This window comes from Methylobacterium sp. DB0501 (assembly GCF_011043735.1).
Classification (GTDB): Bacteria; Pseudomonadota; Alphaproteobacteria; order Rhizobiales; family Beijerinckiaceae; genus Methylobacterium; species Methylobacterium alsaeris.
In genome coordinates this window covers 1-1,292 of record NZ_JAAKGV010000079.1, presented here as the reverse complement: position 1 = coordinate 1,292, position 1,292 = coordinate 1, and the positions used below count along the sequence as shown (strand labels likewise).

At 69.6% G+C, this 1,292-nt stretch carries 1 protein-coding gene; it reads right to left on the bottom strand.

Translation table 11 applies throughout. From position 1 onward, the window contains the following. Window positions 1-8: 8 nt before the first annotated feature. Window positions 9-1,292: CoA-acylating methylmalonate-semialdehyde dehydrogenase (locus tag G4G93_RS35355; RefSeq protein WP_165091972.1), on the bottom strand; the 1,284-nt coding region annotated here is incomplete at its 5' end.

Sequence of the window (1,292 nt, the reverse complement as noted above, 5' to 3'; positions counted from 1 at the left end):
CGTCGCCGTCACTTCATGGTCGGCATCACGAACTCGGCTCCGGCCCGGATGCCGGTGGGCCAGCGGGTCGTGATGGTCTTGAGGCGGGTGTAGAACCGCACCCCCTCCGGCCCGTGCATGTGGTGGTCGCCAAACAGCGACGCCTTCCAGCCGCCGAACGAGTGGAACGCCATCGGCACCGGGATCGGCACGTTGATCCCCACCATCCCGACCTGGATCTGGTGCGCGAATTCCCGCGCCGCGTCGCCGTCCCGCGTGAAGATCGCCGTCCCGTTGCCGAACTCGTGCTCGTTGATCATCCGCGCCGCCGTCGCGTAGTCCGGGGCCCGCGCCACCGCCAGGACCGGCCCGAAGATCTCCTCCTTGTAGATCGTCATCTCGGGCGTCACCCGGTCGAACAGCGTGCCSCCGACGAAGTAGCCGTTCTCGTARCCCTGCAGGCTCAAAGACCGCCCGTCGACCACCAGCKCGGCGCCTTCCGCCACGCCGCGGTCGATGTAGCCCTTCACCTTGTCGCGGTGCTGCGCCGTCACCAGCGGGCCCATCTCGGCYTCCGGATCGGTGCCGGGCCCGACCTTGAGCGCGCGCACCTTCGGCACCAGCTTCTCCATCAGCCGGTCGGCGGTCTCCTCGCCGATCGGCACCGCCACCGAGATCGCCATGCAGCGCTCGCCGGCCGAGCCGTAGGCGGCGCCCATCAGGGCGTCGACCGCCTGGTCCATGTCGGCGTCGGGCATCACCACCATGTGGTTCTTGGCCCCGCCGAGGCATTGCGCGCGCTTTCCGGTGCGCGCCGCGGTCTCGTAGATGGTCTTGGCGATCGGGGTCGAGCCGACGAAGGACACGGCCGCGACGTCGGGGTTGTGGAGAAGCGCGTCGACCGCCTCCTTGTCGCCCTGSAYCACCTGGAACACGCCGTCGGGCAGGCCGGCTTCCTTGAGCCACCCGGCCATGACGAGGGCGGCGGAGGGGTCGCGCTCGGAGGGCTTGAGRACGAAGCAGTTGCCGCAGGCGAGCGCGACGGGGAACATCCACATCGGCACCATGGCGGGGAAGTTGAACGGCGTGATGCCGGCGACGACCCCGAGGGGCTGGCGCAGGGAGTGGCTGTCGACGCGGGTGCCGACATTCTCGGTGATCTCGCCCTTGAGGAGCTGGGGGGCTCCGGTGGCGAACTCGACGACCTCCATGCCGCGCTGGATCTCGCCCCTGGCATCGGAGAGGACCTTGCCGTGCTCGGCGGTGATCACCGCGGCGAGGACGTCGATGCGCTCTTCCAGCAGGCGCAGGAA